Source organism: Saccharopolyspora oryzae (assembly GCF_027853915.1).
In the GTDB taxonomy this organism is placed as follows: domain Bacteria; phylum Actinomycetota; class Actinomycetes; order Mycobacteriales; family Pseudonocardiaceae; genus Saccharopolyspora; species Saccharopolyspora oryzae.
On sequence record NZ_JAQGLA010000014.1, the window covers coordinates 12,507 to 37,720 of the forward strand.

Annotated in this window: 25 protein-coding genes; 12 read left to right on the plus strand and 13 right to left on the minus strand. The window is 70.2% G+C overall.

Translation table 11 applies throughout. The features are described from left to right. Positions 1-6 precede the first annotated feature (6 nt). A complete protein-coding gene (locus tag OU415_RS12280) occupies positions 7-579 on the minus strand; it encodes a PH domain-containing protein (RefSeq protein ID WP_270948802.1) in 573 nt (190 codons plus the stop codon). Positions 580-604: 25 nt separating this feature from the next. Further along, on the minus strand, positions 605-766 hold the full coding sequence (locus tag OU415_RS12285; RefSeq protein ID WP_270948804.1) for a hypothetical protein: 162 nt from the start codon (positions 764-766) through the stop codon (positions 605-607). A 146-nt stretch (positions 767-912) separates the two neighbouring features. Here OU415_RS12285 and OU415_RS12290 point away from each other — a divergent pair, with 146 nt between their 5' ends. From OU415_RS12290 to OU415_RS12305, 4 genes are all read left to right on the plus strand, one after another. After that, positions 913-1,341 carry an NUDIX hydrolase gene (locus OU415_RS12290; protein ID WP_270948805.1) on the plus strand — a complete coding sequence of 143 codons (429 nt, stop codon included), beginning with the start codon at positions 913-915 and terminating at the stop codon, positions 1,339-1,341. 440 nt (positions 1,342-1,781) lie between these two features. After that, positions 1,782-2,864 carry a magnesium/cobalt transporter CorA gene (gene corA, locus OU415_RS12295; protein ID WP_270948806.1) on the plus strand — a complete coding sequence of 361 codons (1,083 nt, stop codon included), beginning with the start codon at positions 1,782-1,784 and terminating at the stop codon, positions 2,862-2,864. Positions 2,865-3,004: 140 nt separating this feature from the next. Continuing rightward, positions 3,005-3,193, plus strand: a complete 189-nt coding sequence (locus OU415_RS12300; protein WP_270948807.1) for a hypothetical protein — start codon at positions 3,005-3,007, stop codon at positions 3,191-3,193. Between the two features lie 312 nt (positions 3,194-3,505). Next, positions 3,506-3,979 (plus strand): CAP domain-containing protein, encoded by a 474-nt coding sequence (locus tag OU415_RS12305; RefSeq protein ID WP_270948808.1) that lies wholly within the window; start codon positions 3,506-3,508, stop codon positions 3,977-3,979. On the opposite strand, the gene OU415_RS12310 is transcribed toward OU415_RS12305, so the two are convergent. The 5 genes from OU415_RS12310 to OU415_RS12330 form a co-directional block, all read right to left on the minus strand. Next, a complete protein-coding gene (locus tag OU415_RS12310; protein ID WP_270948809.1) occupies positions 3,972-5,144 on the minus strand; it encodes an ABC transporter ATP-binding protein in 1,173 nt (390 codons plus the stop codon). The two genes, OU415_RS12305 and OU415_RS12310, sit on opposite strands and share 8 nt — an antisense overlap. 6 nt (positions 5,145-5,150) lie before the next feature. After that, positions 5,151-5,996, minus strand: coding sequence for a carbohydrate ABC transporter permease (locus tag OU415_RS12315; RefSeq protein ID WP_270948810.1), 846 nt, complete (start codon positions 5,994-5,996; stop codon positions 5,151-5,153). After that, on the minus strand, positions 5,996-6,919 hold the full coding sequence (locus OU415_RS12320) for a carbohydrate ABC transporter permease (protein WP_270948811.1): 924 nt from the start codon (positions 6,917-6,919) through the stop codon (positions 5,996-5,998). The genes OU415_RS12315 and OU415_RS12320 overlap by 1 nt, the downstream gene beginning before the upstream one ends. Next, complete coding sequence (locus tag OU415_RS12325; RefSeq protein ID WP_408641842.1) at positions 6,919-8,175, minus strand: ABC transporter substrate-binding protein; 1,257 nt, start codon at positions 8,173-8,175, stop codon at positions 6,919-6,921. Before OU415_RS12325 ends, OU415_RS12320 begins: the two co-directional genes overlap by 1 nt. Positions 8,176-8,497: 322 nt before the next feature. Further along, the gene (locus OU415_RS12330) at positions 8,498-9,019 is read right to left on the minus strand and encodes a general stress protein (protein ID WP_270948812.1); all 522 of its coding nucleotides are present in this window, start codon (positions 9,017-9,019) and stop codon (positions 8,498-8,500) included. Positions 9,020-9,226: 207 nt separating this feature from the next. On the opposite strand from OU415_RS12330, the gene OU415_RS12335 reads away from it, so the two are divergent. Then, positions 9,227-9,616, plus strand: coding sequence for a helix-turn-helix domain-containing protein (locus OU415_RS12335; protein ID WP_270948813.1), 390 nt, complete (start codon positions 9,227-9,229; stop codon positions 9,614-9,616). Here the strand turns inward: OU415_RS12335 and OU415_RS12340 are convergent. Continuing rightward, on the minus strand, positions 9,523-11,085 hold the full coding sequence (locus OU415_RS12340) for a DHA2 family efflux MFS transporter permease subunit (protein WP_270948814.1): 1,563 nt from the start codon (positions 11,083-11,085) through the stop codon (positions 9,523-9,525). The two genes, OU415_RS12335 and OU415_RS12340, sit on opposite strands and share 94 nt — an antisense overlap. A 195-nt stretch (positions 11,086-11,280) precedes the next feature. Here OU415_RS12340 and OU415_RS12345 point away from each other — a divergent pair, with 195 nt between their 5' ends. Next, entirely contained in the window at positions 11,281-12,033 is a 753-nt protein-coding gene (locus OU415_RS12345) for a spermidine synthase (protein ID WP_270948815.1), read from the plus strand. Here OU415_RS12345 and OU415_RS12350 read toward each other — a convergent pair. Continuing rightward, positions 12,030-15,470, minus strand: coding sequence for a patatin-like protein (locus OU415_RS12350; protein WP_270948816.1), 3,441 nt, complete (start codon positions 15,468-15,470; stop codon positions 12,030-12,032). The genes OU415_RS12345 and OU415_RS12350 overlap by 4 nt on opposite strands. A 270-nt stretch (positions 15,471-15,740) precedes the next feature. After that, positions 15,741-16,697, minus strand: a complete 957-nt coding sequence (locus OU415_RS12355; RefSeq protein WP_270948817.1) for an HpcH/HpaI aldolase/citrate lyase family protein — start codon at positions 16,695-16,697, stop codon at positions 15,741-15,743. Between the two features lie 123 nt (positions 16,698-16,820). On the opposite strand from OU415_RS12355, the gene OU415_RS12360 reads away from it, so the two are divergent. Beyond that, entirely contained in the window at positions 16,821-18,110 is a 1,290-nt protein-coding gene (locus tag OU415_RS12360; RefSeq protein WP_270948818.1) for a magnesium transporter MgtE N-terminal domain-containing protein, read from the plus strand. Next, positions 18,110-18,619 carry a DUF1003 domain-containing protein gene (locus tag OU415_RS12365; RefSeq protein WP_270948819.1) on the plus strand — a complete coding sequence of 170 codons (510 nt, stop codon included), beginning with the start codon at positions 18,110-18,112 and terminating at the stop codon, positions 18,617-18,619. The genes OU415_RS12360 and OU415_RS12365 overlap by 1 nt, the downstream gene beginning before the upstream one ends. A gap of 102 nt (positions 18,620-18,721) precedes the next feature. Here the strand turns inward: OU415_RS12365 and OU415_RS12370 are convergent, their stop codons facing one another. Then, complete coding sequence (locus tag OU415_RS12370) at positions 18,722-19,135, minus strand: NUDIX hydrolase (RefSeq protein ID WP_270948820.1); 414 nt, start codon at positions 19,133-19,135, stop codon at positions 18,722-18,724. 4 nt (positions 19,136-19,139) lie between these two features. Beyond that, complete coding sequence (locus OU415_RS12375) at positions 19,140-19,628, minus strand: MarR family winged helix-turn-helix transcriptional regulator (protein WP_270948821.1); 489 nt, start codon at positions 19,626-19,628, stop codon at positions 19,140-19,142. A gap of 193 nt (positions 19,629-19,821) precedes the next feature. On the opposite strand from OU415_RS12375, the gene OU415_RS12380 reads away from it, so the two are divergent. Next, on the plus strand, positions 19,822-20,961 hold the full coding sequence (locus OU415_RS12380) for an Mrp/NBP35 family ATP-binding protein (RefSeq protein WP_270948822.1): 1,140 nt from the start codon (positions 19,822-19,824) through the stop codon (positions 20,959-20,961). A gap of 89 nt (positions 20,962-21,050) precedes the next feature. Here the strand turns inward: OU415_RS12380 and OU415_RS12385 are convergent, their stop codons facing one another. Further along, complete coding sequence (locus OU415_RS12385; protein ID WP_270948823.1) at positions 21,051-21,653, minus strand: O-methyltransferase; 603 nt, start codon at positions 21,651-21,653, stop codon at positions 21,051-21,053. Between the two features lie 287 nt (positions 21,654-21,940). Between OU415_RS12385 and sigE the strand changes: the two genes are divergently transcribed. The 3 genes from sigE (at position 21,941) to OU415_RS12400 (ending at position 25,107) form a co-directional block, all read left to right on the plus strand. After that, the gene (gene sigE / locus OU415_RS12390; protein ID WP_270948824.1) at positions 21,941-22,552 is read left to right on the plus strand and encodes an RNA polymerase sigma factor SigE; all 612 of its coding nucleotides are present in this window, start codon (positions 21,941-21,943) and stop codon (positions 22,550-22,552) included. Positions 22,553-22,555: 3 nt separating this feature from the next. Next, positions 22,556-23,287 carry a zf-HC2 domain-containing protein gene (locus OU415_RS12395; RefSeq protein WP_270948825.1) on the plus strand — a complete coding sequence of 244 codons (732 nt, stop codon included), beginning with the start codon at positions 22,556-22,558 and terminating at the stop codon, positions 23,285-23,287. 152 nt (positions 23,288-23,439) lie between these two features. Next, positions 23,440-25,107 (plus strand): trypsin-like peptidase domain-containing protein, encoded by a 1,668-nt coding sequence (locus OU415_RS12400; RefSeq protein WP_270948826.1) that lies wholly within the window; start codon positions 23,440-23,442, stop codon positions 25,105-25,107. The last annotated feature ends 107 nt before the right edge of the window (positions 25,108-25,214 follow it).

The window sequence follows — 25,214 nt, forward strand, 5'->3', positions numbered from 1 at the left end:
CACCGCTCAGAGCTTGGCGGCCTTGCGCTTTCCGACTGCTGCACGGCGAGCCTTGAGCATCGAGAAGCGGTCCTGCTGCTGACCCTTCTTGTCGCCGAAGACCAGACCGGAGATCGCGTCTTCGACCTCGGTCGGGTTCGGGACGTACTCGATGCGGTTGAGCGCCTGGATCTGACCGGCCGACTCGACCACGAGGGTGCCGTACCCGAAGATCCGGCCCATCAAGGTTCGGGCGAAGGTCAGGTCGGTCACCTTCGTGATCGGCATCATCGCCACGTTGGTGGTGAAGATGCCGGAGGTCAGCAGGAACCTCTTGTCGGTGACGACGATGCGTTCCACGTACCAGTCGAGCACCTGGTACGTGAAGCGCACCAGGACGATCAACCCGGCGTACCAGAGGATGTTCTGGAACAACCAGGCGTTGCCCGCTGGTAGCAGGTACGACACCATCACCAGGCCGACGAGCAGGCCGACCGCTTCGAAGAGGTCCCACAGCAAGCACGCCCAGTGGCGCCGCACGCGGATCACCCTGCGTTCGGTGTCCAGCAGGTACTCGTCGGGATCCCTCGGAGCGAACAAGGCACCCGCCTCCCGCGGCTCGCGCTTACTGGAAGAGGTTCTGCATGAAGGTGATGACGGCCTCTGCTGCGCCCTTCAGGCTGTCCAGGATGCCGTTGACCACGCCGCTCGCTTGAGCTGGCGCGGCGAACAGGAAATACAGGAGGAAAGCAACTCCGGCCCACGTGAGGATTTTCTTCATGTTCACTGTCACGCACCCCGTCCGAAAATGCCCTTGAGTAGCGCAGGCGTTTGCTGATCCGTTGTACCGCACTTCGCCGCTTTACGGCAGCTTTGTACCGCACTTGGGTCAGTCGTTTCCGAGCAGGCTCGGATCAACTACCCTCCGTGGCGATGATCGTATCGGAGAACCCCGCGATCCGCTGCGTCGGAGCCGTGATCCACGACGCACGTGGCCGGTTGCTGCTGGTCAAACGCGCACATGAGCCGGATGCCGGGAAGTGGTCGCTGCCCGGCGGCAAGGTGGAGCAGGGGGAATCCGACCATTCGGCGGTACAGCGCGAAGTCCTCGAGGAAACGGGACTCTCCGTCACCGTCGGCGAGCTCGTCGGCCGCATAACCCGCCCCGGCCCGCACGGGACCTACGACATCCTCGACTACTCCTGCCGGACCAATGATTGGGCCCTTTGCCCTGGTGATGACGCCGCAGATGCCATGTGGGCGGACAGTGCGACTTTCGCCACATTCGACGCCGAAGGCGCTCTGACGAAGGGTTTAGCGGACTGCCTGCGGTCCTGGGATTGTTTACCCCGCAACGAGTGATCACCCGAATTCGACCGGGTGATCATCGCGATCCTCGGTGACCGAGTTGTCCGAACCGGGCCGCGGAGCTCGCGGGCATTCGCCCACATCGCCCAATTCACCCGTTTCCGTCCGCCGTTCGATGCGGCTTGTGACGTTCTGCCAGAGCGGTTGCCGGGACAACGCTCCGACGGAGTATCGTTGCCGGTTGGCTGACGCGAGGACCACCGCATCGGTGGATGACCTTCAGGAGGTGAGGGATCGTGGGCACTAGTGCCGACAGCGCTCTTCCGTGCAGTACCAACCGCATCCCCGCCGGGAAGACCGTCCGCTAGCACCGCCGGTCATTTCGCCCCTCCGGACCCGGCCGGGATGCGCGACCCCGTTCCGCGCCCCGAAGCTCGTCGTTCCCCGGTCCATCCACCTCGGCGGAACGCGCCCCGGACACCCTGGAGGCCGCCGTGCCCAACCTTCCCTCGCTCGGCCTGCGCAACCGAAACGGCCGCCCGCCCCGCACCGCGCCCAGGCCGGCTCCCGCACCGACGTCCGACTACGTCGTGGACTGCGGGATCTACGTCGACGGCGAGCGGGTCGAAGGCACCTGGAACCACTTCGAAGCCGTCGAAGAGGTGCGCCGCCGCGGCACCGGATTCGTCTGGATCGGCCTGCACGAACCCACTGAAGAGCAGATCAACGGTCTCGCCGACACCTTCGGGCTGCACGAGCTGGCCGTCGAGGACGCCGTGCACGCCCACCAGCGGCCGAAGCTGGAGCGCTACGACAACACGTTGTTCATGGTGCTCAAGACGGTCCGCTACCTGTCCTCGGACCGGCGGTCGGCGACCAGCGAGATCGTCGACACCGGCGAGCTGATGGTGTTCCTCGGCCGGGACTTCGTCATCACCGTCCGGCACGGCAAGCACGCCGGGCTCGGCGAGGTGCGCAGCCAGCTGGAGGCCGATCCGGAGCAGCTGGCGCTGGGACCGTCCGCGGTGCTGCACGGCGTCGCCGACCACGTGGTGGACACCTACCTCGAGGTCACCGAGGCCATCCAGGACGACATCGACGAGATCGAGGCCGAGGTCTTCGAACCGCGCACCAAGGTCGACGCCGAGCAGATCTACCTGATGAAGCGCGAAGTCCTGGAGCTGCGCCGGGCGGTGCTGCCGCTGACGAAGCCGTTGCAGCGGCTGGCCGACGGCTACACGCCGATGGTCGCCGACGACGTGCGCTCCTACTTCCGCAACGTCGAGGACCACCTGGCGAAGGTCTCGGAAATGGTGGGGTCCTTCGACGAACTGCTGACCACCCTGGTGGACGCGACGCTGGCCAAGATCACGCTCCAGCAGAACACCGACATGCGCAAGATCTCCGCGTGGGTCGCGATCATCTCGACGCCGACCATGGTCGCCGGGATCTACGGCATGAACTTCGACAGCATGCCCGAACTGCACTGGACCTACTCGTATCCCGGGGTCCTCCTGCTGATGCTGACCGCGTGCCTGGTGCTGTTCAAGATCTTCCGCCGGAACAAGTGGCTGTGATGGCACTCGGTAACGAAGTCCGGATCTCGGACGATACGCTTAGTAGGGTCACTTCGCGCCCGGTCTTCTTCCGGGTGCACCACCTGCCGTTCACCGCCGCCCGTTCAGTTCGGGCGGTATCCGCGCGTGAGGAGGTTGTCATGCACCGGCTGCTGCAGAACCAGGGGCGAGCCAAGCATCAGCCCGTCTCCGCGCCCCTGCCGCGGCGAAGTCCGGTGACGCGCCGGCAGATCGCTGAACAGCTGTTCCGGCACACCTCGTGGGTGCAGCGAAAACCCGGCGCGATGTGGGACGCGGTTCCCGCCGCGCCGCGCGCCGCCGTGCGCTGACGCCTGCCGGGATTCTCCGCGGGCCCACATCGTGAGGGCGAATCTCTTGCAGATCTTCGTTGTTCACGTGGAGGCACCGCCATGACTCGCTTGATGACCAACAAGCTGACCATCCTCGTCGCACTGATCATGGGATGGATCTTCACCATTTTCCTGCTCATCTCGAACCAGGTCTGAGCCCGCTCGTCCACTGTGGCCTGAATTCGCGCCCACGGGCGGTAGCCGCATTCAGCGATGCACTCGCGCATCGCCGGCGCGGCGCGGTTATAACTCCCACCGGACAGGGCTTTCCCACGGTGGAGGTGGTCGCGAATGCCTGGTTTGCGCTCAACCGCTGCGGCTCTGGCGCTGCTCGGCGCCGGGCCGCTGCTCCTGGCGGCGAGCACGCCACCGGTGGAGCAGCAGCTCCTCGACCTGACCAACACCGCCCGCGCGGGCGCCGGTTGTCCACCGCTCCGGCTGAACGCGGACCTGAGCGAGGCGGCGACCGAGCACAGCGCCGACATGGCGCACCGGGGCTTCTTCGACCACACCGGTAGCGAGGGCAGCGACCCCGCGTCCCGCACCCAGGCCGCGGGGTACCCGGGCGACTACATCGGCGAGAACATCGCTGCCGGCTACGACTCGGCCGAAACCGTCTTCCAGAAGTGGATGGAGACCGCCGTCCACCGCAGCAACATCCTCAACTGCAAGTTCACCGACCTCGGCGTCGGCCACGCCGACGTCCCCGGCAGCCAGTACCGCACCTACTGGACCCAGGACCTCGGCCGCCCACCGATCAGGTGAGCGTGCGGCCGGTGGTGGGGTCGAACAGGTGGATCTTGTCCGGGTCGAACCAGACGTCGAGGGGCTGGTTCTCCCGGGCGGCGGACTGCACCGAGAGGCGGGTGACGACCTGCCCCTCGTCGGTCGGGACGTCCGCGCTGCCGCTGTCGGCCGCTAGTTCGTCGAGTTCCGCCGTGCTGGCCCGGCCGCCGTGGACGGTGAAGTAGACGTACTTGTCCGAGCCCATCTCCTCGACCACGTCGACTTCGCCCCGGAACGTGGCTCCGGCGGCTCGGGTCGCGTCGTCGAGGAGGGCTGCGTCCTCGAAGTGCTCCGGGCGGATGCCGAGGACTAGGTTGCGCGGGCCACCGGCGGATTCCAGTGCCCGGCGGATGCGGTCGTTGAGCGGGACATCGCCGAGGGGGCCGCGCAGGACGCCGTCGTCGGCCTCGACCGGCGCGAAGTTCATCGCCGGAGAGCCGATGAAACCCGCCACGAACAGGTTCGCCGGGTGTTCGTAGAGGTGCTGGGGCGCGCCCACCTGCTGCACGACGCCGCCGCGCAGGACGACGACCCGGTCGCCCAAGGTCATCGCCTCGGTCTGGTCGTGGGTGACGTAGACCGTCGTGGTGCCCAAGCGCTTCTGGAGCTTCGACACCGAGGTGCGCATCTGCACCCGGAGCTTGGCGTCCAAATTGGACAGCGGCTCGTCCATCAGGAACGCCTTGGGGCTGCGGACGATCGCCCGCCCCATCGCGACGCGCTGGCGCTGACCGCCGGAGAGGTTGGCCGGTTTGCGCTCCAGGTGCTGGGTCAGGTCGAGGATCTTGGCCGCCTCCTCGACCTTCGACCGCACCGTCGTGGCGTCGACCTTGGCCAGGCGCAGCGGGAAGGCCATGTTCTCGAACACCGTCATGTGCGGGTACAGCGCGTAGGACTGGAACACCATCGCGATGTCGCGGTCCTTCGGCGCGCGCTCGTTCATCCGCTCACCGCCGATGCGCAGCTCGCCGGAGCTGATGTCCTCCAGCCCGGCGATCATGTTCAGCGTGGTGGACTTCCCGCATCCGGACGGGCCGACCAGGATCACGAACTCGCCGTCGGCGATCTCCAGGTTCACCTCGTCGACCGCCAACGCCCCGTCCGGATAGCGCTTGGACACCGCGTCCAGCACGATCTCGGCCACTTCGCCTCACCCCTTCACTGCGCCGGAGGTCAGTCCGGACACGATGCGCCGCTGGAAGAACAGCACGAACACGATGATCGGAACGGTGATCACCACCGCAGCGGCGGAGATCGACCCCGTCGGGTCCTCGAACTGCGAGCTGCCGGTGAAGAACTGCAGCGCCACCGGCACCGTCCGGGAGTTCTCCGTGGAGGTCAGCGAGATCGCGAACAGGAAGTCGTTCCAGCAGAAGATGAACACCAGGATCGCGGTGGTGAACACGCCCGGCGCGGCCAGCGGCGCGATCACCTTCGCGAAGGCCTGCCCCGGCGTCGCGCCGTCCATCTTCGCCGCCTTCTCCAGCTCCCACGGGATCTCCCGGAAGAACGCCGACAGCGTGTAGATCGACAGCGGCAGCGAGAAGGTGATGTAGGGCAGGATCAGCCCCGGCCAGGTGTCGAACAGCCCCAGCACCCGCTCGATCTCGAACAGCGGGGACACCAGCGACACCTGCGGGAACATCGCGATCAGCAGCGACACCCCGACCAGCAGCCGCTTGCCTGGGAAGTCCAGCCGGGCGATCGCGTAGGCGGCCATGGTGCCGAGCACCACCGCGATCAGGGTGGCGATCAGCGCGATGCCGATGGAGTTCAGCAGCGCGCGGGTGAACTCCGTGGTGCTGAAGATCGCCGCGTAGTTCTCCAGCGTCCACTCGCGCGGGATCAGGTTGCCGTCGGACAGCGTGTCCGGCGTCTTGAACGACAGCGACAGGATCCACAGCACCGGCAGCAGCGCGTAGACCACGACGACGACGTTGAGCACCGTCCACTTGGCCTTCCGCGCGGGGGTCTCCGCCCCTCCCACGCCCGCCATCAGCGCCTCCCCTCGTCGTCGCTACCGGGCGCGGCCGTGCCGAAGAGCTTGACGAAGATCCACGCGATGAGCGCGACCGCCACGAAGATCAGCACCGACATGGTGGAGCCGATGCCCAGGTTCAGTCCCTTGATCAGGTTGTTGTAGGCCAGCACCGACACCGACGAGGTGTCCTGCGCGCCGGAGGTGAGCACCACGATGTTGTCGAAGACGCGGAAGGCGTCGAGGGTGCGGAACAGCAGCGCGACCAGGATGGCCGGTTTCATCACCGGCAGCATCACCTTCACGAACCGCTGCCACGGCCCGGCGCCGTCCATCGCTGCCGCCTTGAGCAGGTCGTCGGGCACCAGCGCCAGCCCGGCCATCAGCAGCAGCGCCATGAACGGGGCGGTCTTCCAGACCTCGGCGAGGATCACGATGGCCAGCGCGCTGGCGTGCTCGGTCAGCGGTGCGCCGTCCGGGGTGATCGCGTTGGCCAGGTACCCGGTGTCCGGGGTCCAGGCGTAGCGCCAGCTGAACGCCGCGACCACGGTGACGATCCCGTACGGGATGAGGGTGACCGTGCGGACCAGACCGCGGCCGACCAGCGCCCGGTGCATGACCAGCGCCAGGCCCATGCCGAGCGCGAACTCGATGACCACCGACACCACCGTGACCAGCACGGTCACCCAGAACGCCGTCCACCAGTAGCTGTTGCTCAGCACGGTGACGTAGTTGTCCAGCCCGACGAACTCGCGCTGGTCCGGGTACTTCAGGTCGAAGCGCTGGAAGGACAGCCACAGCGCGTAGAGGATCGGGTAGCCGGTGACGGCGAGCATCACCAGCGCGGCCGGCGCGCACAGCATCCAGCCGAGCCGGCGTTCGGCCTTCTTGCCCTCGCTGATCGCCTTGGCCACGGGGAGGGAGTCCTGCTGTTGCACCATCAGGGCATCACTCCCTTGGACTCCAAGGCGTTCTGCACCTCGGTGCGCATCCGGTCCGCGGTGGGTTGCGGGTCGATCTGCGCGATCGGGGACAGCAGCTTGGACAGCACCGTGGACACGTTCTGGGAGGCCGGGGTCACCGGGCGCACGCCGGGATCCTTGAGGGCTTCCAGGATCGTGTCCCGCATCGGGTACTCCGCGGCGATCTCGGGTTCGGCGTAGACGGACTCGATGGTCGGCGGCACGCCGTCGTTGAGCGCGGAGGCCTTCTGGTTCTCCGGGTTGCGCAGGCACTTGGCCGCTTCGAAGGACAGCTCCGGCTTGGTCGAGAAGCTGCTGATCGCGTAGTTGCCGCCGCCGATGGTGGACTTGCTCGGCACGCCCGGCTGCAGCCCCGGCATCCGCGCCCAGCCGACCTTCGCGGCCAGCTCCGGCTTCTTCTCCTGCATCGAGGCGTAGACGAACGGCCAGTTCAGCTGGAACGCGGCCTGCCCGGACTCGAACTCCTGCCGGGCGTCGTCCTCCTTGGCGTTGTTCATCGACGCGCTGGTCACGCCCGCCGTGCCGAGGTCGCGCAGCGCCTCCAGGGCCCGCACCGCGCCCTCGTCGACCACGGCGGTCTTGCCGTCGTCGGAGATGATGCGCCCGCCCGCCGACTCGACCAGCGTGTTGAAGTGCACGTACAAGCCCTCGTACTGCGCGCCGGTGAGCGAGACCCAGTGCGGTTTGCCCTCCTGCTTCAGGCGCTGGGCGGTGGAGATCATCTCGTCCCAGGTCTTCGGCGGTTCGGGCACGAGGTCCTTGCGGTACCAGAGGAGCTGCACGTTGGTGTTCTTCGGCGCGGCGAAGAGCTTGCCGTCCCAGGTGGCGGTTTCCAGCGGTCCCTGCAGGGTGCCGCGCTCGACGTCGGCCTTGTCCTGCCCGGTCCACTCCCGGATCCACTTCGCCTCGGCGAACTCACCGGTCCAGGTGACGTCGAGGTTCAGGACGTCCATGCCCTCGTCCCCGGCGGCGAGGCGGCGCACCATCTGCTCGCGCTGGCCGTCGGCGTCGCGGGGCAGCTTGTGGTAGACGATGCTGTACCGCCCGCCCGACGCGGCGTTGCAGCGGTCGACGTTCTGCTGCAGGTTCTCCTCGGGCGCGCTGTAGAGGTTCACGGTGTTCGCGCTGGATGCCGGCGCGCAGGCGGTCAGCGCGGACGCGCAGGCCAGCGATGCTCCGAGCACCGCCGCGCGACGAGTGCGGCGAACTCTCACGATCGGTCCTCCCAGTTTCCGGCCGCAGCCGCGACCGAGCCCGGGTCCGGAGCTCCGTCGCCTGCCACCACCGGCGGTGACGCCGGTGAGGGGAAAGCTAGGGCGCTTGATCAGCTACGGCAAGACCGCCGCACCCCTTGTTGCCAACACGTGAATAACGGCGAAACAGGCAACGCGAATGCTCCCCCGAAAGCACGAAGCCCAGGCTCCGAACGGGGCCTGGGCTTCGGCGCGAACGCGTCGCTGAGGCTTTTCCATCCTGTCCGGTCTGCGACTGCGAGGCACGACCGGCACCGCCGCGCAGGACGAGGATGGAAAACCCTCACTGCGAGGGTGGTGGTTTCATCGCCAGCTTCGCGAGCAGGTCGCGGCCCTGCTCCGCGTGGCGGGGCTGGGCCAGGACGTCGTAGCGGCCCGCGACCAGCTGGCTCGCCGAGGAGAAGTCGCGGCGACCGCGCGTGGAGGCGTAGCCGACCGCGGCGAAGACCAGACCGAACAGCACACCCGCGCCGAGGCCGGCCAGCACCGGGCCGATCCAGCTGCCCTGCGGGGTGAACATGCCCATGATCAGACCCACGAACAGGCCGAACCACGCGCCGGAAGCGGCACCGCCGCCCAGCACCCGGCCCCAGGTCAGCCGTCCGGTGACCCGCTCGACGAGCATCAGGTCGACGCCGACGATGGTCACCTCCTGCACGGGGAAATCGCTGTCCGCGAGGTGGTCGACGGCGCGCTGCGCCTCTTCGTAAGTGCTGTAGGAGCCGATCGGCCAACCGGTCGGCGGCGTGGGCAGGTTCGGTGTGCCCGGCGTCTGCCGGCTGGCGCCGGTGAATGGGTTGGACACCGCTGACACCTCCGTGAAAAGTGCTGCCAAGGCCGGAACCAGCGGCGGCGGACGAGCCCGATTCCACCGCAATGTCCCTTCCCCCATCAGGCTACCCTGCGAGGGTTTCCCGGAGATCATGTCGGTCCACGACCCAGCACGCATCCCCAGCCCCGCGACATTCGACTTAGGGTTGCCTAATTTATCGGCTTGCGGTCGAATGGATCCGTGACCGCTGCGACCCCCATCCGCGCCGTCGCCGACCACTTCGAGCTGGCCGTCTCGACGTTGCACTACTGGGAACGGCGCGGGCTGATCACGCCGCACCGGCGCGGCGGGCAGCGCTGGTACGACACCGATCAGCTCTACCGCATCGCCCTGATCAAGGAATGGCGCACCAGCGGGCTCTTCAGCCTGGAGCAGATCGCCCTCATGCTGTCCGGCGTGCCGGACTGGCGCGAAGAGGTCGTCGCCCGGATCGGCGAGATCGAACAGCAGCAGGCCGAACTGGCCGGTGCGCGGTCCTACCTGGTCCGCCTGCTCGGCTGCCGATCCCCCGAAGATCCCGAGCGGTGCCCGGGTTTCCGCGCCGAGACCGAGATCCCCGCGGTTCGCTGACCTGGCATCGCCACCGCCGCGACTGCGCCGGCGACCGCGACGCAGACCGCCGATGCGGCGAACGCAGCGGTGTAGCCGTGCGCCAACGCGTTGACGTCGTCCCCGGGGTGCGCGGCCTGCCACGACGCCGTCACCGCGGCGGAGAGCGCGCTCACCGCGGCGAGTCCGATCGCACCGCTGGTCTGGCGGACCGTGTTCAGCAATCCCGCGGCCAATCCGCTCTGGTGCGCCGGAACTCCGCTGGTCGCGCCGACCGTGATCGGGGTGAACGCGGCAGCCGTGCCGAACCCCAAGACCATGCCCGGCAACATCACCGAGGTCCCGTACGAGGAGTTCGCGCCGGCGAGCAGCGCCACCCCGGCGAGGCCCGCTGCGCCGATCAGGCAGCACAGCACCGCCGCGCGGCGCACGCCCAGCCGCACCGACAGCGATCCGGCGATCTGCGCACCGACGAACATCGCCACTCCGATCGGCAGGTAACCGAGCCCGGCGCGCAGCGGCGAGTAGCCGAGCACGTCCTGCAGGTACAACGACAGCTGGACCGAGGTGGCGAGAAAACCCAGTCCCAGCAACAACATCACGACGTTGCCGCTGCTGACCGATCGCAGCCGGAAGATGCCCAGCGGAACCAGCGGCTCCCGCGACCACCTGGCCTGGTGCACCAGGAAGACGCCCAGCACCGCGATCCCGGCCAGCAGCGGTGACCAGACCGACGCGTCCGCCCAAGTGGCCTCGGACGAGTGCATCACCGCGTAGACGATGCCGCCCAGACCTGCCGTGACCAGCACAGCACCGAGCACGTCCAACCGCGGTCGCACCGCACCGCCCGTTCGCGGCGGCAACGCGGTCCAGGCGACCGCGATCGCCAGCACCCCGACCGGCACGCTGACGAAGAACACCCACCGCCAGCCCGCCCACTGCGTCAGCACGCCGCCGATCACCGGCCCGGACGCCGCTCCGACCGCGCCCACCGCGCTCCAGGTACCCAGCATTCGCGCGCGCTGCGCGGGCTCGGTGAACGTCGTGATCAGCAGCGACAGCGTCACCGGCATCAGCAGCGCCCCACCGGCGCCTTGCACGGCCCGCGCGGCGAGCAGCAGCTCGGCCGAGGTCACCAAGCCGCCCGCCGTCCGGGCCAAGGTGAACAGCCCCATGCCGAACAGGTACATCCAGCGCTGGCCGAACACGTCCGAGAGCCGTCCCCCGAGCAGCAGGAATCCCGCGAAGGTGAGGGTGTAGGCGTTGACCACCCACGGCAGCGTCGCGTCGGTGAACCCCAGTTCGGCGCGGATCGCGGGCAGCGCGACGGACACGATGGTGGCGTCGAGGATCACGACGAACGATCCCGCGCACGCGAGCCCGAGCACGACGGCGGGTTTGCGTTGCGCGGGCGAGGAGTTCTGCTCGATCGTCGCGGTGCTGCCGCGATCCGACCGAGCGCGGGACGGGCATCGCCTGCCGAACACCATTCCGGCCTCCGCTCCGGACGTCCGCCGCCTCCGAGCGGGCGGCGGGATCGGCCGTAGCATGTCGGCTCAACCCGAGTTGAGCGCAAGCCTGCGGTTTACGGACCGACGCCCCGGGAGCGGGTCTGCATCGAGCGGTCGGTCTGGTTCGGCGAGGCCGAGCTGATCCCCGATCCGCACCGGTCCCGCGGGTGGACCGTGGCCGTCGACGGCGTCACCCAGTCCTTCGTCGACCTCGCCGATCCGACCTACCTGAAGCTGCCCTACATCGCCTGGATCGCGCAGGCGATCGACCGGCACTGGCCCGCCGGCGCTGCCGTGTCGGCGACCTACCTCGGCGGTGCCGGGTGCACGCTGCCCCGCTACGTCGCCGCGACGCGGCCCGGATCCGAGCAGACCGCGTTCGAGCTCGACGAACCGCTGGTCGAGCTCGTGCGCGAGCACCTCGCGCTGGACGAGGTGCCGGGGCTGGACGTGCGCGTGCAGGACGGGCGAGCGGGTATCCAGGACGCGCCGGACGGCAGCAGCGATCTCGTGGTGCTCGACGTGTTCCGCGCGGGGAGCGTGGCCACCGAGCTGGCCACCGTCGAGTTCCTGACCGAGATCTCGCGGGTGCTGCGTCCCGGCGGGCTGTTCGCGGCGAACATCTGGGACGGCGGTGCACTGGAGTTCGCGCTGCGCGCCTTCGCCTCGGTCCGCGAGGTGTTCCCGCACGTCCTGGTCCTCGCCGAGCCCGGCGTCCTGCTGCGCCACCGCGCCGGCAACGTCGTGGTCGTCGCCTCCACCCGGGAGCTGCCGAAGGCGGAGCTCGACGCGTGGGGCGCCGCAGCGGCGAACCGGATGTCGTGCCTGACCCCGCCGCAGCTGGCCGGCGTCGCCGGAACGGGTGCCCCGATCACCGAGGCCGATCCGCACGAGGATCCGGTCCCGCCGGTCCGGGGATCCCGCTAGCTCGTCCGTCCTCGCGGGCGCGGGGTGAGGACGTCGACCACGCCCAGCAGGACCATGTGCGCGTAGGCCGTGAGCGCCGTGGCCAGCAGGATCCAGCCCCCGCCGCTCCAGGCGTTCGGCTCGGACAGCCACAGCACACCGCCGAACACCAGCGCCGTCAGCGCGACGGCTCCGATGCGGGCGCCGGTCCGGTAGGCGATCGTCGCGGGCCAGGTCAGCAGCACCGCGACCAGCACCAGGCCGAGCGGGCCGAGGCGGAAACCGGTGGTGAACAACCAGAACTCCGCGGCCAGCAGCACCGCCGCGAGGACCAGGGCGGGGATCCAGCGGGCCAGTCCGCGGCCGAAGTGGGCCACGATCCTGCTGCCCGCCCACACCGCGAACACCGCCACCAGCAGCATCGCGAACAGCACGCCGGGGCCGAAGGAGGTGCCCGAGAAGTCCGCCAAGACCCACCAGTCGCCCCGCGGCGGCTCGAAGGCGAACCAGCCGAAGTCCGCCGCCTGCAGCGGGCACTCGGACAGGCAGTAGCTCTGCTGGACCGACACCGCGCTGGCGGTGAACTGCGGGAGGTCGTCCGAACCCGATGCGGTCTGCATGCTCGTCTGGCCGATGCCGGTGAACGCCACGGCAGTGGCCGCCAGCAGACCGAGCAGCGCCGCCCGGCGAGGGGCGGCGATGGCGTAGACGACCAGCATCGCCAGCGGTTTGATCAGCGTCATCGCCCGACGGCCGAGCCACGGCAGCACGCCGCCGCGCGACGGGCGGGCGGCGCGGTAACCGAGCAGGCCGAAGCGGGTGGCCAGCGACAGCGCCCGCCGCTCCCCCAGGTCCGCGAAGCGCTGGCGGCCGACGGCGTAGTGCTCGACCTCGTTCGACAGCTGCTCCGGGGTGGGCGTCGACGGCTCGCCGCCGCCGCGCTGGTCCGCCCCCGAGGCCACCGTCGCCACGTACGGGACCTCCTCCGCCGCGATCGTCCACTGCAGACGTTCGGTGAGCAGGTTGCGGGTCTCGGTCAGCGGGTGCTCGTCGTCGGGACGGGCGAACATCGCGTCCAGCTCGGCGCGCACGTCGCCCGCGTGCCGGGCCCAGACCTCGGCCAGGAAACCCCGCCACTGCTTGGCCTGGTCCTCGTCGAGGCTGCCGAGCTCGGCCTTCGTCGGGCGGCTGACGATCGCCTGCAGCGCATCGCCCAGCGCCTCGGAACCGCCGTGCCGCTGCACCAACCGCGCCGGGTCGGCGAGCAGCCCGACCAGCGCTGCGGCGGCGTCCATCCGCCCCCACATCCAGTCGTTGGCCCGCCACTTGGCGGACAGGAACGCGCCGAAGTTGCCGATGTCCAGGCCGCGGATCTTGTCCTCGATGCGCAGCGGGGAGTTCTCCCCGCGCCGCAGCGCCGAGAACGGCAGCGGGCTCTGCTCGTCGCTGACCACGCGCAGCAGGTTGATCCGCGAGCCCGGCACCCGGCCGACGTCCAGCGGCGCGGTCAGGACCACCAGCTGCTGGAGCACCTCGGGCCGCTGGTCGCTGCGCTCCAGCAGCGAGTAGCCGATCTGCGCGGGCTCGTCGCACTGCGCGCGCGGCGGGGCCAAGGCGGCCAGCCGGTCGGCGACGCGGTGCAGCAGCTTGCGGGCTTCGGCCACCGCATCCACCCCGGTGGCCTCCGGAACCGCGTCCGCGCCCGAAGACTCCACGATGGACCGGAGCTCGGCGGCGAACTCGGCGAGCACCCGCTGGAAGTCCGCACCTTCCTCCACCGCACCCAGCACCTCGCCGAGCAGCGGCGCGATCGGCGTGGGCAGCGCGTGCTGCAACCGGACCCGGCGCCGGAGCACCCGCTGCACCCACTCGTCGAGCTCCGCGGTCTCGACGATCGGCTCCAGCTTCGCGCCGTTGATCCAGTACCGGTCCGCGTGGCCTTCCAGCACTTCGGCGAACGTGCGCAGCCGGTAGAGCACCGACTTGCAGCGCCCGATCTCCCGGCTCTCCGGCGACCAGCGCTCGATGTCCCACGCCCAGCCGAGGCATTCCTGAACCGCGGTGATCAGGCTGCGCGCGTCGTCGAAGACCCGCGTCGTCGCCTCCCGGCCGAGCCCATCGGACAGCCGCTGCTCGAGCTGGGTCCGGGCCGTCGCGGACCAGTCCGCGAGCGGATCGCCGACCACCGGCGGCAGCAGCTTCCCGTCCTCGCTGCCCGCGGGCTCGGTGAGCAGCCGGTACACCGCCTGCGCGTCGAGCTCCGAGCGCACCACGGCGTGGTCGGGCGCGACGGCGGTGACCTGGCGCTCCAGCGCGTCGAGCCGTTCTTCGTCCGGCGTGGCGTGCAGCTGCGCGAACAACGCCTTGCGGCGCAACGCCGTTCGCTCCACGACGCGGTTGTGCTCCTCGAGCGCGTCGAGGTCGCCGAGCAGCGATTCCTGCGTCATGCGGGCGCGCAGCGCGGTCAGGCTGACCGGGACCGCGCGCCCCGGCTCGCGGCGCTGCTCCCGCGAAGCGATGGGGTCCGGGTTCAGGTACAGCAGCCACCGCTGCGTCGGGCGGTCCGCGGGCGCTTCGGTGATCGCGCGGATCGCCGCGGACACCGGGATGTTGTCCAGCACGCCGCCGTCGATCACGCGGAACGGCGCGGGACCGGAATCGGCCGTGGTCTCGGAGAACAGCCCGACCATGTTCGGCTCGCCCACCGGCGGCCGGCCCAGCGACGAGTGCACCTGGGCGGGCTCGAAGGCGAACGGGAACGACGAGGTGGCGCGGGCCGCGTGGGCCAGCCGCAGCACCGTGTCGCCGAACTGCTCGCCCGCACCGAAGTCCGACAGCGGATCGCCCGCGCGGCCGCGGTGCCGGAACTCGAACCTCGCGGCGCGCCGCTCCTGCAGCATCGAACCGGAGCGGGAGTCGAGGCGCTGCTCCACGACCGGGTCCAGCAGGGTCGCGGTGAGCAGCAGGTCGGCGCGGTTGCCCGGCGCCTCCGCCTGGGCCGGGACACTGCCGGTGATGACCTTGACCAGCTCGGCGCGGAAGTAGGCGTCGCCCTCCAGCAGCGACGGCGGGCTGTGCTGCCAGAACCTCGGCACCGGCCGGGACATCGCCTCCACGTCGCCCAGCCGCACCCAGACCTCGCGCATCCGGTCGAACGGCATGCCGTAGACGAGGGTGGTGGCCAGCAGCGTGGCGTTCAGCCCACCGGCCGACGCCCCGGCGAGCACGTCGACGGCGACCGAGTCGTATCCGGACAACTCCGCCAGCGCCGCCCACGGGTGCGCCCCGGCGGGATCCTCGACGTCGAGCAGCGCGGTGCGCAGGCGGTTGATCTCGGCGACCGCGCCACCGATCCACACCGCCATGCTCGCGCCACCGCGCATCGCCAGCGCCAAGCGCAGTTCCTGCTCGTTCTCCGCTCCAGCCCCGGTGGACACCTCGGAATCCGCCCTCTCCATCGACACCTGCGGATCACCCGAAAACCTACCGCGCGAACGCCGTCCGGTGTCCCCCAACGACGTTTCCGGCCCCCAATGCCCCACAACCTCAACCCACCGGACCAATCCCGAGGGGGCGCAGTTTCAATTGAAACTGCGCCCCCTCGGCATGTCGGCGCCGGACACACCGAAGTGCGTCCGATGAGTTCCCCCGCCCGTGGGACAGATCCGCGAATTCAATGGAATCGGGCGTCTGATTTCCATTGAACTTGCGCCAGCCCGGAGCCCGGGTCAGTCGGTCGGGGGTGTCCAGGGGTTCGTTCGGGTCATGCCGGCCGCTCGGCCCTTGCCCGCGATGACGAGAGCCATCTTCCGGGACGCCTCGTCGATCATCTCGTCGCCGAGCATCGCCGCTCCGCGGGCTCCGCCGGCCGCCGAGGTGTGCCACTCGTAGGCGTCGAGGATGTTCTCGGCGTGGTCGTAGTCCTCCTGGCGCGGGGAGAACAGCTCGTTCACCGCGTCCACCTGCGCCGGGTGCAGGACCCACTTGCCGTCGAAGCCCAGCGCCGCCGTGCGCCCGCCGACCTGCCGCAACCCGTCGACGTCCTTGATCTGCAGGTACGGACCGTCGATCGCCTGCACCCCGGCCGCGCGGGCCGCGATCAGGATCCGCATCAGCGTGTAGTGGTAGGCGTCGCCCACGTCGTAGCCCGGCGGCTGGTGGCCGACCACCAGGGAACGCATGTTGATCGAGGCCATGAAGTCCGCGGGCCCGTACACCAGCGCCGCCACCCGGGGCGAGGCCGCCGCGATCGCGTCGATGGCGACCAGACCGGCGGCGTCCTCGATCTGCGGCTCGATGCCGATCCGCCCGACCTCCAGGCCGGTCGCCCGCTCGATCTGGGTCAGCGTCAGGTCCAGCCACCGCACGTGGTCGGGGGTGCTCACCTTCGGCAGGACGATCGTGTCGAGCTCGGCGCCCGCGCCCTCCACGACGGTCACCACGTCGCGGTAGGTCCACTCGGTGTCCAGCGCGTTGACCCGCACCGAGCGGATCTTGCCGTCCCAGCCGCCCTCGTTGAGCGCGCCGACGATCCGGTCCCGCGCCTCGGCCTTGGCCAGCGGGGCCACCGCGTCCTCGAGGTCCAGGAAGAACTGGTCGACGGCCAGACCGCGCGCCTTGTCGATCATCTTCGCACTGGAACCGGGCACCGCCAGGCAGCTGCGCCGGGCACGTCGACCGTCCACCTTGTCCTCCTCAACGACGAGACTGCTGGTTGTGTACCACGCCGCGGGCCGGGGCAGGACGTGCTGCGGGTCACCCGGCTCGCCCGCACAGCGGGGTGACCGCGGAGTGCATAACCTGATCACGTGGTAGCCGCGACCAGGGTTTTCGCTGCTCGGATGACCGGTCTCCCGGTGTTCGGGCCGGACGGCGAGCCGATCGGCCGGGTGCGCGACGTGGTCGCCGGGCTCAGCATCGGGCGACGGCCGCCGCGCGTCCTCGGCGTGGTCGTCGAGCTGCCCACCCGCCGCCGCATCTTCGTGCCGATGCTGCGGGTCACCCGGATCGAACCCAACGCGGTGACGCTGGCGACCGGATCGGTGAACCTGCGGCAGTTCCACCAGCGCCCCAACGAGCTGCTGGTGCTGGGCCAGCTCCTCGACGCGCGGGTCTCCATCGACCCCGAGGGCACGCCGGCCGTGCTCGTCGACGTCGCGATGGAGCAGACCCGCACCCGCGACTGGCAGCTGATCAAGCTCGCCGTCCGCGAGCGCACCGGACGGCTCGGCCGCCGCGGCCAGACCCGCGTGCTGGACTGGGACCAGGTGACCGGCCTGGAGTTCGCCGAGGTCACCGGCCGCCCGCAGGGCGTCCACCAGCTGCTGGCCATGTTCGACACGATGCGCGCCGTCGACGTCGCGAGCACCCTGCACGACCTGCCGTCCAAGCGCCGCTACGAGATCGCCGAGGCGCTGGACGACGAGCGGCTCGCCGACGTCGTGGAGGAACTGCCCGAGGACGACCAGAAGGACCTGCTGCACCGGCTCGACGACGAGCGCGCCGCCGACGTGCTGGAGGCGATGAACCCCGACGACGCCGCCGACCTGCTCGCCGAACTGTCCGAAGTGGACAAGGAACGGCTGCTCGGCCTGATGGCCCCGGAGGAGTCCGCCCCGGTCAAACGGCTCCTGGAGTACTCCTCCGACACCGCGGGCGGCCTGATGACGACGGAACCGATCGTGGTCGGACCGGACGCGACCATCGCCGAAGCCCTGGCCCTGGTGCGCAACCCCGACCTGCCGGTGGCGCTGGCCAGCCTGGTGTTCGTGTGCCGCCCGCCGTCGGCCACCCCGACCGGCCGCTACCTGGGCTGCGTGCACATCCAGCGGCTGCTCCGCGAACCACCGTCCACATTGGTCGCCGGAGCGCTGGACGCCGACCTGACCTCCCTGTCCCCGCAGACCCCGCTGACCGAGGTGACCCGCTACTTCGCCGCCTACAACCTGGTCTGCGGCCCGGTGCTCGACGACGAGGAGCACCTCATCGGCGCGGTCACCGTCGACGACGTGCTCGACCACCTGCTGCCGGAGGGCTGGCGGGAGAGCGGACTGCCCGAGACCGAACCCGACCACCAGACGAACCGGGAGGCACGCTGATGCCCGAGCTGCTGACCCACCGCCGACTCGACCAGCCCCGGCCGCCGAGCCACCTGTCGGTGACCTTCGACCGGGAGATGTTCGGCCGGTTCTCCGAGCGCATCGCCCGGTTCCTGGGCACCGGCACGTTCATCTTCTGGATGACCGTCTTCGTGATCGCCTGGATCGGCCTGAACCTCTTCGCGGTCGGCCTGCAGTGGGATCCGTACCCGTTCATCCTGCTCAACCTGGCCTTCTCCACCCAGGCGTCCTACGCCGCGCCGCTGATCCTGCTGGCGCAGAACCGCCAGGACGACCGCGACCGGATCTCGCTCGAGGAGGACCGGGCGCGCGCGGAGCAGACCAAGGCCGACACCGACTTCCTGGCCCGCGAGCTGGCGGCGCTGCGCCTGGCGATCGGCGAGGTCGCCACCCGCGACTACCTGCGCGGCGAGCTGGACCGCCTCCGCGAAGAGCTCCCCGGCCTGCAGAGCGAAGCCGAGAAGCGCCGCACCCGGACCCCGGAGTGACCACAGTTTCAATTGAAACTGCGATCCGCCGTGGGTGGGATCTGCAGTTTCAATTGAAACTGCGTTCAGCCGAGGCTGAAACAACCGTGCGCCGGACGGGAGTCAGGCCGGGTCGAGGTCTGCGTAGAGGGCGACGATCGCCGGGGCCGTGACCGGGCGGGCCAGGTACTCCTCGCGGGTCATCCAGGCGAGCTCGGCGATCTCCGCCGCCGGTTCCGGCTCGCCGTCGAGACCGCCGGAGTAGCAGCTCAACGACACCTGCACGCCCTCGCCCTGGCCGACCGCGTCGGTGACGTAGCGGCGGTAGAAGTCCGCGCCCGACAGCTCGACGCCCAGCTCCTCGCGGATCTCCCGGTGCAGGGCCTGCACCTCGGTCTCGCCCGGGTCGATCTTGCCGCCGGGCAGGTAGAACGCGTCCTGGTAACCGGCGCGGACCAGCAACAACTTGCGGTCGACGAACCGGACCAGGCCGACCGCGCGGATCAGATCGGGCGCTGAGGACTTCGCTTCTGGCACGCCCTCATGCTTGCGCACGCTGCCCGGGCGGCGACGGCACACCCCCGTCGGCCAGCCGCTCGCAGGTGCGCATCAGCGCCTCCAGCTCGTCGGCGGTCACCGACAGGAAGTACCGCGCGACGCCGTTGCGGTGCGTCGCGACCGCCGTCCGCAGCCGGTTCTCGCCACGTTCGGTGATCACCGCCTGCACTCCGCGGCCGTCGGAATCCACCCGGACCCGCTGCACCAGACCGAGCCGTTCGAGGCGGTCCACCAGTCGGGTGACACCGGAGCGCGACAGCAGCACCACGTCGGCCAGCTCGGTCATCCGCAATCGGCGCTCGGGCGCCTCGACCAGTGCTTCGAGCACGTCGTAGGCGGCCAGCGTGAGTCGTTGTTCGGCGATCAGGTCGCCTTCCAGGCAGCGAGTGACCCTGGCGTGCGCGCGGAGGAAACTGCGGTACGCCAGCAGTTCGCTTCGAGTCGGTAATCGGTCGAGAGCCGTCTCTGGCACGGAGATTGATATTACGGTCCGCGTTCGCCTGACTGCGCAGCGCCCCCGGCCGTCACCGCGCGTAGCACCGCCGCGATCGGCATCGCCCCTGTTCCGGGCGGGCTACCGATCCGTAGCATTGGAATCGCCCAGAAGGGGCCGTGTGAGAGTCTTGGGCTCCGCGCGAAGTTCCCAACAGCATGCCGAGGTAACCGTGAGCAGTACGCAGTCCGCGCCCACCGAGGACGCCGTCCGCAAGGCCCTCAGCCAGGTCGAGGACCCCGAGATCCGGCGGCCGATCACCGACCTCGGCATGGTGAAGAGCGTGTCCGTCGGCGACGACGGCGCCGTCGGGGTCGAGGTCTACCTGACGGTCAAGGGCTGCCCGATGCGGGAGACCATCACCCGGCGGGTCACCGACGCGGTCTCCGCCGTCGAGGGCGTCAGCTCGGTCCAGGTCGAGCTCGACGTGATGAGCGACGAGCAGCGCACCGAGCTGCGCAAGATGCTGCGCGGCGACGCCGCCGAACCGCGCATCCCGTTCGCCGAGCCGGGCTCGATGACCAGGGTGTACTGCGTGGCCTCGGGCAAGGGCGGCGTCGGCAAGTCCAGCGTGACGGTGAACCTCGCCGCCGCGATGGCCAAGCGCGGGCTGTCCGTGGGCGTGGTCGACGCCGACATCTACGGCCACTCGGTGCCGCGGATGCTGGGTGCGGGCGGCAAGCCCACCCAGGTTGAGAAGATGATCATGCCGCCGCAGTCGCACGGCGTGAAGGTCATCTCGATCGGCATGTTCACCCCGGGCAACACCCCGGTGGTCTGGCGCGGCCCGATGCTGCACCGCGCGCTCCAGCAGTTCCTCGCCGACGTGTTCTGGGGCGACCTCGACGTGCTGCTGCTGGACCTGCCGCCCGGCACCGGCGACGTGGCGCTGTCCACCGCCCAGCTCATCCCGAACGCCGAGATCCTGGTGGTCACCACCCCGCAGCAGGCCGCGGCCGAGGTCGCCGAGCGCGCCGGGGCGATCGCCATGCAGACCCGCCAGCGGGTGGCAGGCGTGGTCGAGAACATGTCGTGGATGGAGCTGCCGGACGGCCAGCGCATGGAGGTCTTCGGCTCCGGCGGCGGCCAGCTGGTGGCGGACTCGCTGAGCCGCTCGATCGGCACCGACGTCCCGCTGCTCGGCCAGGTCCCGCTCGACCCGCGGCTGCGCGAGGCCGGCGACAACGGCACCCCGCTGGTCCTGGAGGACCCGGACTCCCCGGCCGCGGCGGTGCTCAACGACATCGCCAAGCGCCTGTCCACCCGCTCCCGCGGCCTGGCGGGCAAGCTGCTGTCCGTCTCCCCCGCCTGATCGGACCATTTCCGCAGGTCATCGCTCGTGAGCACTTTGGGGTGCTATCACGCCCCAAAGTGCTCACGAGCTTGTGCGGTCGTCGGTTCTCAGGCGCGCTTGGTGACGGCGAGGAGACCGGGGCCCGTCGCCAGGGTCACCGGGACCAGTCCGTCGTCGGACTGGACCTCGCGGACCAGCGCGCGGACGGCCTGGGCCATCGCGCTGGCCGGGTCCGGCCCCGCCAGCTGGATCCCGGCGAACACGATCACGCCGCCCGGGCGCAGCAGGCGCAGGCCCAGCTCCAGGTACTGCGGGTAGTCCGTGGTCGCGATGTTCACCGAGATCAGGTCGTAGCCGCCGGCGGTCAGGCGGGGCATCAGCTCGATCGCCCGACCGGCGATCAACCGGGTGCGACCGGCCGGAACGCCCGCTTCGCGCAGCGTCGCGCGGGCCACGCGCTGCACCGAGGCGTCCGCGTCGATCGAGGTCAGCAGGCCGTCGGGCACCATGCCGCGGAGCAGCCAGAGGGCGCTCTCGCCGGAGCCGGTGCCGACCTCAACGACCGCCTTCGCCCGCAAAGTCGCCGCCAGGAACCGCAGCACGTGCAGCGGCGAAGCACCGACCGACGCCCCCTGCAGGCGGTCGGGCGTGCTCAGCGGCGTCTGCTCGTGGCCTGTCGGCCCGGCACCGAGCGGCGTCTCCGGAATCACAACGCGAAAGGTTATCGATGTTGTGCTCATCCGTGACCCGCGCGGCCCACATCGTTAGTCGGCCGTTTCCGGCGAGCGACTCGGATGACGTAGGTCACGCCAGGTTCTCAGCTTGTTCTCAGGCGCTTATTAAGACCACCTCACCAGCGCATACGAGAGTGATGGCGTCACGATCTAGACCCATCGGCGTCTCCCCTCCGAGGGAGCCGGGAACAACCGGTCCCGCTCACTCGTTCTGGTAGATGCAAACGCAGGAGGTGGCTTTTCGCCCAATGGCAACTCAGCCGATGAGTGTGGCCCCCAGTGTTCAACCGAGCACCGCTGTTCACCCGAGCACGAACGTTCAGCCGAGCACGGTCTCCCCCGCTGAGGAGGTCGCCTGGACCCCGCCGTCGTGGGACGACGTCGTCAGGCAGCACGCTGACCGGGTGTACCGGCTCGCGTACCGCCTGACCGGCAACCAGCACGACGCCGAGGACCTCACCCAGGAGACCTTCATCCGGGTGTTCCGCTCGCTCGCGTCGTACAAGCCCGGCACGTTCGAGGGCTGGCTGCACCGGATCACCACGAACCTGTTCCTGGACATGGCCCGCCGCAGGTCCCGCCTGCGGATGGAAGGCCTGCCCGAGGACACCGACCGGCTTCCCGGCGGCGGCCCGAGCCCGGAGCAGGTGTTCTCCGACACCCACCTCGACCCCGACCTGCAGTCGGCGCTGGACGAGCTGCCCCCGGAGTTCCGGGCCGCAGTGGTGCTGTGCGACGTCGAGGGCCTCTCCTACGAGGAGATCGGGACGACCTTGGGCGTCAAGCTGGGCACCGTGCGCAGCAGGATCCACCGCGGTCGCCAGATGTTGAAAGCCACCTTGGAATCTCGTCGCGAGCACGCCCGGGAGGTTTGACGGATGACGGTTTTGCGTGGGTGGGGTCTGCCCGAGCAGCACCTCGCGCTCGACGCGATCGTTGCGTTCGTGGACGGGGAACTGAGCCCGAACGCCAACGATCGCGCCGCCGCCCACCTGGCCCGGTGCCCCGCGTGCACCGCGGACGCCGCTGCCCAGCGGCAAGCGCGGGCTGCGGTGAAGGCCGCCGGGACGCCGTCGATCTCGCCGAAGCTCCTGCAGGCGCTGCAGGCCATCCCCGGGCACGCCGAACTCCCGAGCCAGCCCGACGGGCTCGCGCTGACCGAGGACGGTCAGCTGGTCGCGGTGTCCAGACCCGATCGCGCGAACCGGTTCGGCACCGGCGCGATCCTGGGCTCGACCACCCCGCTGGGCGGCGGGCAGCAACCGCTGGGCAGCTCGCGCCCTTTTGCCGGTGACTCCGGCGAGCCCGAACCGGCTCGCCGAATGGGTCGGCGCACGAAGCAAGGCGCCGGCGTGGTGTTCTCCGGCCTGGTGCTCGGCGCGCTCGCGCTGATGAACCTGCCCGCCGACGAGGACGGCCACCGGGTTCCGGGCATCCCGGGTCCGCAACCGGGCGAGGAGTTCGCCGTGGTGCCGGCCTCCGCCCAGGAGTCCCTGCCACCCGAAACGACCAGCAGCGAGCCACCAGCACCGATGGTGGCCACGGTCGCGCCTTCCTCCTCCGGGGAACCGGCCCCGACGACCACCGCGGGCGACCTCTCCCAGCGCTGAGCTCCGCGGGAGATTTCACCGCTCCAACACGAACTTCACCGCTCTCCCGGCAGAATGGGCGCACCGGCAACGGGTTCAGGTGCCGGTGGCACGGGAAACGCACCCGTGTGATCCACTCGAGGGGACGAGTTCGACCGCATGCCCGGGGAGCGATGACCGACCAGCCAGGAACGCCCGCGCAGGGCCCGGACACCGATCAGGGACGTCAGGACGATCCCCGCGCAGGCCAGCCAGATCCCAACGGGCGGCCCGCTGAGCCGGTGCACCCGTGGCAGGGCGCAGCCAGCACCACGCGCGGCGTGCCCGCGTCCAGCCCCGCTCCGCAGCACACCACCGCGAACGGTGCTGAACCTCCGCGTCTGGCCCCCAAGCCGCTGCACCGCCCCCCGGTCGATCCCTCGCAGAGCTCGTCGTTCCGCCGCCCCCGGGGCGTGACCGGGAGCTTCGACCCGAACCGGCGCGACCTGCCGGTGCGCGGCATCGAGCACACCGCTCCCCCTGCGGCCCCGCTGGCCACCGCGTTCGGCCGTCCGAAGGACAGCGACGAGCAGCTCCAGCGAGCTCCCGGCGAGGAGCCGGTGACGCCCGAGCCCGCCGAAGACCCCGTGCTGTGGAGCACCGACGAGCAGGACCCGTGGCGCAACCCGGCCGCGGGCGCGATGCTCGGTCCGCCCGCTGCCTCCGCTGACCAGGACGAGGAGTCCGAGAAGACCGAGACGGGTCCGCTGCTCAGCGCCCGCGAAGTCCTGTTCGGCCGCCGGGTGCAGCCCCGCGCGCTGGTGATCCTCGGCGTCGTCGCACTGCTCGTCGGCCTCGCCGGCGGGTTCCTCGGGCGGATCACCGCCGAAGAGGGGAACCCGCTGCTCAACCCGTCCGTGACGCTGGCCGAGGTGGAACCCGCCAAGGAACGCCCGAAGGGCACCGTGGCCGACGTCGCCAAGCGCGTGGTGCCGGCCGTGGTCTCGATCGAGGTGCGCGTCGGTGCGCAGGGCGGCAGCGGTTCCGGCGTGGTCATCGACGGCAACGGCTACGTGCTGACCAACAACCACGTGGTCTCGATGGCCGCCGACACCCCGAACGCGCAGGTCTCCGCGGTCTTCCACGACGGCACGCGGGCCCCGGCCCGGATCGTCGGGCGCGACGTCAAGACCGACCTCGCGGTGGTCAAGGTCGAGGTGTCGAACCCGACCGTGGCCCAGCTCGGCAACTCCGACAGCCTCGCGGTCGGCGACGACGTGATCGCCATCGGCTCCCCGCTGGGCCTGGCGGGCACGGTGACCACCGGCATCGTCAGCTCGGTGCACCGCCCGATGCGGCTGGCCGGCGAGGGCACCGACACCAACGCGGTGATCGACGCGATCCAGACCGACGCCGCGATCAACCCCGGCAACTCCGGTGGTGCGCTGGTGGACGGCAACGGCGCGGTGGTCGGCATCAACAGCGCCATCCGCACCCTCGGCTCCGGCGGTGAGGGCGGTTCGATCGGTCTGGGCTTCGCGATCCCGATCGACGACGCGCGAAGGATCGCCCAGGAGCTGATCCGCACCGGTCACATCCAGCACGCCGACCTCGGGGTGAACGCCAAGTCGGCCAGCGACGGGCTCTCCGACGGCGCCCAGGTGCAGAACGTGCAGGACGGCAGCTCGGCGGCCGACGCCGGGATCGCCGAGGGCGATGTGATCATCCGGGTCGGCGAGCGCAAGGTCGGCAGCGCGGACGAGCTGGTCGTGGCCGTGGACCGGTTCCAGGTCGGCGAGCGGATCCCGGTCGCCGTGGTGCGGCAGGGCCGCGAACTGGTCCTGGACGTGACGCTGAAGTGAACACGGGTGCACCTGCGCCGGAAGGCGGCATGTTCGGCCACTTCCCCCTCCAACCGGGATCCCCCGGTCGGTACTCTGGGGGCGTTGGCAGCTAGCGCGGTGCTGGT